Here is a 7,594-nt window from a genome sequence, read left to right on the forward strand (position 1 = left end):
ACCCAGCTCTTTTTTATGTTTTATGTTGGGACAACATGTGTCGGTAATACGTTCATAATAGATTGGGGTGTGCCTAATTTTTTTGTCGTTAAAAGAGGCTCCCCTGTTTCATGATTTTGAGCATCTTTACACATACCAAGGTGATAACGATCACCTAAAAATGGATCAATATAAAAACCGTTTTTGAATACTTTATCATTCGGATGTTTTTCATGATGAATATCAGAGCAGTTAATGCAATAGAACATAGCTTTCATCCCCTTTTTATTTTTGTTTGAAAAAAGTGAGTCGGTAGTCATTTCGCTCCTGAGGAAATGTTGAGGAGAAGAGAAATAACTACCTACTCAAATGGTGGGCATATTCCTTCTGATTTGTCATATCTCGCGTATTGTCCCTTGAGGGAAGGAGGAGAGACGAAGTACGCATGATATAAGTAAGGCGCTTCTCTCAAGATGAATGATGGAGTTTCATGTTGAGAGAAGTTTTTATTTTGTATTGCCTTTGTGAGTATATTATGAGGAAATGCTAAGAGGGTGTTTGTCCTGTTGAAAAAATGTTGAGAATTTCTCAACAGTAAAAGAATTAGCGTTGACATGAAACTAAAAGGTGTTATATTATCGAAGTATAACCAAAAGGTGTTATGTTATAACGCCGAGTAAAGGAGAATGAAGATGGAACAACAAAATACATTAAATGATATTAAACAAACAATCGTTTTTAACGCGTCTATTCAAAAGGTATGGAGTGTAGTATCAACTGCAGAAGGGATTGCGTCATGGTTTATGCCAAATGATTTTGTATTAGAGGTAGGACATGAATTTCATGTGCAATCACCATTTGGGCCATCACCATGTAAAGTGTTAGAAATTGATGAGCCAAACCATTTATCTTTCTCATGGGATACAGATGGCTGGGTTGTTTCATTTGATTTGAAAGACTTAGGAGATAACAAAACAGAATTTACGTTAATTCACGGCGGCTGGAAACATCCTGATGAAATTCTTCCGAAAGCAAATGCGAAGAGCTCTATTATTCGCGATAGAATGAGCGGTGGTTGGGTAGCGATTGTAAATGAAAAACTGAAAAAGGTTGTCGAAGGCTAAGTGTCCTCGTCAGCAGCGAAATATGATGTATTTCAAGCAATTGCTGATCCAACCCGCCGAGAAGTAATACGGTTATTAAGTGACAAAGAGTTACCGATTTCCAAAATAACGGATCATTTTCCGATGAGTCGTACTGCGGTTGTAAAGCACCTTCATATTCTTTCGGAAGCGAATTTAGTAAGTGGAAGAAAAAGCGGAAGAGAGAAGATATATCGTTTGCATCCAGAACCATTAGAAGAATTACAACAGTGGCTCTCATATTATGAACGTTTTTGGGATAATAAATTATCCATGCTGAAACATATTGTGGAGAATGAAGAATAAAAAGGATGACCAAAATGGTCATCCTTTTTATTGTTGCTCACTTGTTTGTGTAGCTGGCTTTAATAAAAGCCAACCGATAATTAATGTACATACTGCTAATACGAAAGTGCTCATATAAATAACGTGTACACTTGCAGCTAATGCGGATTGTGATTCAGTGGCTACACTTGCTGTAGTCCCGCCGTGTCCACCAGATACAAGATCAAGGTTTTTAATGCCGCGTGCATGAATCATCGTATTAAAGATTGTTCCAAAGATTGCAGCACCTAACGTTTGACTGAATGTATTAATAAATGTGTTTAAACCAACGGCTGTTCCGCGTGTATGAGCTGGTACGGCTGCTTGAATTGTTACCATGTAAATCGGTGTCACAAGCCCCATTCCTAAGCCGAATAATCCGACTGCTACATAAATAAGGAACGATGGTGAATTTGTTGATAGTGTAAATAATAAGAACGTAGCGACTGATAAAATGCTAGCTCCAAGTAAAATGATTTGTTTCGTTTTTAATTTGCCTACTAAGTTACCAGAGAAAATAGCGCCAAATGTCCACATAACAGGGATTGGCATTAAAATAAGTCCAGCTTCTGTAGCATTTTTCCCTAATACACCTTGGCTCCAAATTGGAAGGTACATTGTAATACTAATAATCATTGCGCCAGCAATAAGAGTTAATATATTTATCGTAGATAATGTACGGTTAGAGAAAAGTGCTAGCGGAATTAATGGTTCTGGAGATTTTTTCTCGATGAATAAGAAAATAATAAATGAAATAGCGGCAAAGATTAATAGGCCGATAATTGTCATGTCTCCCCAGTTTTGCTTACTGCTACCTGTTAATAGTGCGTATAGTAGAGCGATCGTACTCAATGAGAAGACTGTTGCACCAAGATAATCGATATGATGTTTAGCTGGCTTAATAGATTCTTTGTAGTAAATGGCAATCATTAAGCAAGCGATAATTCCGAATGGAACGTTTAAGAAGAAAATATAACGCCAAGATAGGGAATCAACTAAAAATCCACCTACTAACGGTCCGATAACACCGGATACACCCCAAACGGCACTCATCCAGCCTTGTGCTTTCGCGCGGTCTTTCGCTTCGCTATATAAGTCTCCGATAATTGTCATTGTGATCGGCATAACAGCACCAGCACCGATACCTTGAAGAGCGCGGAAGAAAATTAATTGTTCCATCGATGTAACGACTCCGCAAAGTGCAGAACCGACTAAAAAGATGGTAGCTCCGATAAGTAAAACTTTTTTACGACCAAATAAATCAGCGAGCTTCCCGTATATTGGAGTCGAAACAGCTGTTGCAAGCATATAAATTGCATATACCCAACTAACAAGTTCGACGCCTGATAAATCACTCGTTATACGAGGAATTGCTGTACTAACAATCGTTCCTTCTACCGCAGAAAGAAACGTCATTAGCATTAAAGACATCATGACTTTTTTTCTCATATGTTTTCCCCTTACCCTTTTTCAAATATTCAACAATATAAAATATAAAGGTACTAAGGTATATAAAGCAACAAAAAAGCAATGGAAAGTTACATGGAGCAGATATTTGTCGCTTCTTGTCGGTAAGTCGATAAATTTGGGAAATCGCCGATATAAGTTGCAGAATCGCTGATAAATTTGGGGAATCGCCGATATAAGTTGCGGAATCGCTGATATATTTGTGGAATCGCTCATATAATTTCATGTACCTATAAAAAAAGAAACAGGAATCCCTGTTTCTTTTTTTAATACTGCATTTTCGCGTTTTCTCCAGCTGTCGTTCCGGCAATTCTACCAGTAACAAGGGCTGATGTAATATTATAGCCACCAGTATAACCATGAATATCAAGAACTTCTCCGCAGAAATATAAGCCGTTCGTAAATTTAGAAGACATTTCTTTCGGGTTAACTTCTTTCACGGATACACCGCCGCCAGTAACGAATGCTTTTTCAATTGACTGCGTACCATTTACATTCACAGTAAACTCTTTAAAGTCTTTCACAAGTGCACGAATCTTTTCGTGAGAAACTTGTCCAGCTTGTTCGCTGCCGTCAATTTCATTTTTTTCTAATAAGAATAGGAAGTAACGTTCAGGAACATAACCTTTTAAAACGTTTTTAATTCCTTTTTTCGGATCTTCTTTCATTTGTTTCAGCATGCGCTGAAATAGTTGCTCACTATTTTCCTCTGGCAATGCATCAATACTCATTTGTATTGTATTCGTTTTAAACTTTTTCAGTGCTTTCACGACGAATTGACTACAGCGAAGAGCAGCAGGACCAGATAGGCCAAAATGAGTGAAGAGCATGTCCATTTTGTGAGAAATGATAGCTTTTCCTTTCGGGTTTAATACGCTTAAGTTTATATCACGTAAAGCAAGACCTTGTAATGAGCGGTCACGTATAAAAGGCTCGTTTGAAAGGATAGGTACTTCTGTTGGGAATAATTCTGTAATTGTATGACCCGCTTTTTCAGCCCAAGCATATCCGTCTCCAGTAGATCCGGTTTGAGGAACTGATTTTCCGCCAACAGCGATAACGACGTGATTTGTTTCTAACACTTCACCTGTTTGCAGTATAACTGCTTTCGTTTGACCATTTTCATATTCAATCGTTTCAACAGGCGTATTTGTACGAATTTTTACACCTAAGTCTTTTAATCGTGTTAAAAGTGCGTCTACAACAGATTGTGCTTTGTTTGACACAGGGAACATGCGACCGTGGTCTTCTTCTTTCAATTTAACACCAAGATTTTCGAAGAATGTAATAATATCTTCATTATTAAAAATAGAAAAAGCGCTGTATAAGAAGCGACCGTTTCCTGGTATATGTTTAACAATTTCATCAAGTGGTAGACGGTTTGTTACGTTACAGCGTCCGCCACCAGAAATTGCAAGTTTACGCCCAAGTTTATTTCCTTTATCAAGAAGTAAGACATTTGCGCCTTCTTCTGCAGCACCAATTGCAGCCATTAGCCCAGAAGGACCGCCGCCGATGACAATAACATCATAATGCATAATATATCGACCTCATTTTCTACATTTCCTGCCTAAAAGAATAGCATGTTTTCCCTTAAAAGAAAAATAGAGTGAAGTACTGCTTAATGAGAGAATTGTGGTACAATACAAAAGTTAGAGTTCAGCACTATCCTGCCATTTGTAGGCGATAAGACTAAAACCTCAAGATTTAGGAGAAGTAAATAGGGAGTCTGTTAGCCTGTAAATGCTCGAATGGTTCAACTAATAAGGAGTAGGAGAGAAGTCTCCAACTAATTATAGTTTCACTTTATGTAGATGTAGGAGGATTTTTGTATGTCCGATTCGAAATTTCTGCGCGGAACGCTTATTGTTACGCTAGGGACATTTTTAGTAAAGTTCTTAGGCATGATTTACGTCTTTCCGTTTCATGCATTAGTAGGAACAGAAGGCGGAACGCTCTATACATATGGATACATTCCATATACGATCTTTTTAAGTATCGCAACGGCAGGTGTGCCACTTGCTGTTTCAAAATTTGTTTCCAAATATAATGCGCTTGGCGATTATAAAACGAGCCGGAGAATGTTCCGCTCGGGAATGGTTATGATGATAGTAACAGGAGTTCTTTCGTTCCTAGTACTGTACATGACGGCGCCATTGTTTGCAGAAGCGATGCTTGGTAAACAAAGTATACACAATAATGTAGGGGAAGTTACGACGATTATTCGTCTTGTAAGTTTCGCACTTATTGTTGTACCAGCAGCGAGTTTAATTCGTGGTTATTTCCAAGGTCACCAGTCTATGGGACCAACTACCGTTTCACAAATTATTGAACAAATTATTCGTATCGTCTTTTTATTAGCAGGTAGTTTTATCGTTATTAAAGTACTTGGCGGTACAGTTGCAACAGCAGTTGGAGTAGCGACATTTGCTGCGTTCGTTTCAGCGGTTGGAGCACTCGGTGTGTTAATTTGGTACTGGTTAAAACGTAAAAAATATTTGGATCAATATCTAATTGAACAAACTGTACCAGAATCAACAGTAAGCACCGTTCAATTGTTTAAAGAGTTATTTGCATATGCGATTCCTTACGTTGTAATTGGGTTAACAATTCCTTTATATCAACAAATTGATACATTGACATTTAACTCAATTATGCAGGCGATTGGTCAAGGTGATATCGCAGAGCGAGCTCTCGGTATTTTCACAATGTGGACGCATAAGTTAATTATGATTCCTGTATCACTTGCAACAGCGTTTAGTTTAACGCTTGTACCAGCAATTACAAAATCATTTACTGAAAAACAATACCGTTATTTGAAATTACAAATTACACAAACATTCCAGGCGAATATGTTTTTAACATTGCCAGCAGTTGTCGGTATTTCTTCACTGGCATATCCAATTTATACTGCGTTTTACGATTCAGATCCACTAGGTGGACAAGTATTAATGTGGTATGCACCAGTTGCGTTGTTATTCGCTTTATTTACAGTAACAGCGGCAATCCTGCAAGGTATTAACCAGCAGAAGCATGCGATTATTGCGCTTATAATGGGCGTTATTTTGAAATTTGTATGTAACGTAATCTTTATTCGTTATTTCGGTACAGTAGGAGCAATTCTAGCGACAGCAGTTGGTTTCTTAGCTTCTGTTTGGTACACAAATCAACAAATTAAAAAATACGCACACTATTCATTCGGTGTTGTATATAAAAGAACATTCCAAATTGCAGTACTGACACTTATAATGGTCGTTGCTGTAAAACTATCACAATGGATTCTATCCTTCATGATTTCGCCTGATGGCCGTATTGGTGCTCTTATAACAGTTGCGATTTGTGCAGGTATTGGCGGTCTTGTTTACGGATTGTTAGCAATTCGCACAGGAGTACTTGAAAGAGTATTTGGCGGAGAAGCATTAGATAAAATTCAACGTAAACTTGGTAGTAGATTTAAAATAAAGTTGAAATCAAGAGGGGCGTAATTACGTCCCCTTTTCTATGATAAATAAAGAAGGTGAAAAACGTGAGATTAGATAAATTATTAGCAAATATGGGATATGGAAGTAGAAAAGAAGTAAAGAAATTATTGAAAGACGGCGTTGTGAAAATTGATGGAACGCCAGTAAAAGATGCGAAAGTTCATGTAAATGTAGAAGAGCAAGAAGTTATGATTCACGGTGAAGTTGTGGAATACAAAGAATTTGTTTACTTAATGATGCATAAACCACAAGGTGTTATTTCAGCGACGGAAGATGATAATCATGAAACAGTAATAGATTTATTAGAATTAGAAGATGCAATCTTTGATCCGTTCCCAGTTGGACGACTTGATATCGATACGGAAGGTTTCTTATTGATAACAAATGATGGGAAGTTATCACATCAATTATTATCTCCGAAAAAGCATGTGCCGAAAAAATATTATGCACACGTTGCAGGAGTAGTAACAGAAGAGGATGTAAAAGAGTTTGCTAAAGGTGTTATTTTAGATGATGGCTATGAAACAAAGCCAGGTGCACTTACAATATTGAAAAGCGATGATATTTCTGAAATTGAGCTTGTGATTACGGAAGGGAAATTCCATCAAGTGAAGCGTATGTTTGAAGCGGTAGGGAAAAAAGTAGTCTACCTAAAGAGAACAGAGATGGGTCCGTTAGTATTAGATGAAGAACTAGAACTTGGACAATACCGAGAGCTAACAGATGAAGAAGTAGAAATGTTAAAAACATATCAAGTAGATACTGAAAAGTAGTACCTTTATAGGCGCAGAAAAGACCCCTTTCTAATTATTAGAAAGGGGTATGTATTTATTTACATACAATTATTTTTCATTATGAGGTCATTCTCACTTTCTTTCCTGTTGTTGTCCACTTACCGCGGCAAGGGCTATACACGAGTTCATTAAACTGCAACACATTTAGATCACGTTGTATCGTTCGCGGTGTGATCCCGAACTCATCTACAAGGTCTTTCGTCGTTACCGTTCCGTTTTCATTGATGTACATATAAATTGATTTAATGCGTGTTAGCATACGAGTAGTTGTAGGTTTCAAGAGAAAACCACTCCTCTACTAGTTTTTTTGACCCCATTCAGGAAAGAAGGTCGTTACTACCATTGTACTCTACATGATAAAATTCATGCTTTAATCTACTTAAATTTTACAGAAATTTAACAAATA

Annotated in this window: 8 protein-coding genes; 4 read left to right on the forward strand and 4 right to left on the reverse strand. The window is 37.4% G+C overall.

Going from position 1 to position 7,594, the window contains the following annotated elements; translation table 11 throughout:
• Positions 1 to 20: 20 nt before the first annotated feature.
• Entirely contained in the window at positions 21 to 248 is a 228-nt protein-coding gene (locus ACQGS6_RS19370) for a DUF3973 domain-containing protein (protein ID WP_000498988.1), read from the reverse strand.
• 423 nt (positions 249 to 671) lie between these two features.
• On the opposite strand from ACQGS6_RS19370, the gene ACQGS6_RS19375 reads away from it, so the two are divergent.
• The gene (locus ACQGS6_RS19375; RefSeq protein ID WP_000437765.1) at positions 672 to 1,103 is read left to right on the forward strand and encodes an SRPBCC family protein; all 432 of its coding nucleotides are present in this window, start codon (positions 672 to 674) and stop codon (positions 1,101 to 1,103) included.
• Positions 1,104 to 1,427, forward strand: coding sequence for an ArsR/SmtB family transcription factor (locus tag ACQGS6_RS19380; RefSeq protein ID WP_000098837.1), 324 nt, complete (start codon positions 1,104 to 1,106; stop codon positions 1,425 to 1,427).
• Between the two features lie 27 nt (positions 1,428 to 1,454).
• Here the strand turns inward: ACQGS6_RS19380 and ACQGS6_RS19385 are convergent, their stop codons facing one another.
• Positions 1,455 to 2,894 carry an MDR family MFS transporter gene (locus ACQGS6_RS19385; protein WP_001228022.1) on the reverse strand — a complete coding sequence of 480 codons (1,440 nt, stop codon included), beginning with the start codon at positions 2,892 to 2,894 and terminating at the stop codon, positions 1,455 to 1,457.
• A 284-nt stretch (positions 2,895 to 3,178) separates the two neighbouring features.
• Positions 3,179 to 4,450 (reverse strand): NAD(P)/FAD-dependent oxidoreductase, encoded by a 1,272-nt coding sequence (locus tag ACQGS6_RS19390; protein ID WP_000558861.1) that lies wholly within the window; start codon positions 4,448 to 4,450, stop codon positions 3,179 to 3,181.
• Between the two features lie 294 nt (positions 4,451 to 4,744).
• Between ACQGS6_RS19390 and ACQGS6_RS19395 the strand changes: the two genes are divergently transcribed.
• Both ACQGS6_RS19395 and ACQGS6_RS19400 read left to right on the forward strand, forming a co-directional pair.
• Positions 4,745 to 6,397, forward strand: a complete 1,653-nt coding sequence (locus ACQGS6_RS19395; protein WP_001284028.1) for a putative polysaccharide biosynthesis protein — start codon at positions 4,745 to 4,747, stop codon at positions 6,395 to 6,397.
• Positions 6,398 to 6,438: 41 nt separating this feature from the next.
• Complete coding sequence (locus ACQGS6_RS19400) at positions 6,439 to 7,167, forward strand: pseudouridine synthase (RefSeq protein WP_001234947.1); 729 nt, start codon at positions 6,439 to 6,441, stop codon at positions 7,165 to 7,167.
• Between the two features lie 79 nt (positions 7,168 to 7,246).
• On the opposite strand, the gene ACQGS6_RS19405 is transcribed toward ACQGS6_RS19400, so the two are convergent.
• Positions 7,247 to 7,468, reverse strand: coding sequence for a DeoR family transcriptional regulator (locus tag ACQGS6_RS19405; protein WP_000805512.1), 222 nt, complete (start codon positions 7,466 to 7,468; stop codon positions 7,247 to 7,249).
• Positions 7,469 to 7,594: the final 126 nt, after the last annotated feature.

Origin of the sequence: Bacillus sp. GMs2/2 (assembly GCF_050172095.1) — a bacterium.
Lineage (GTDB): Bacteria > Bacillota > Bacilli > Bacillales > Bacillaceae_G > Bacillus_A > Bacillus_A cereus.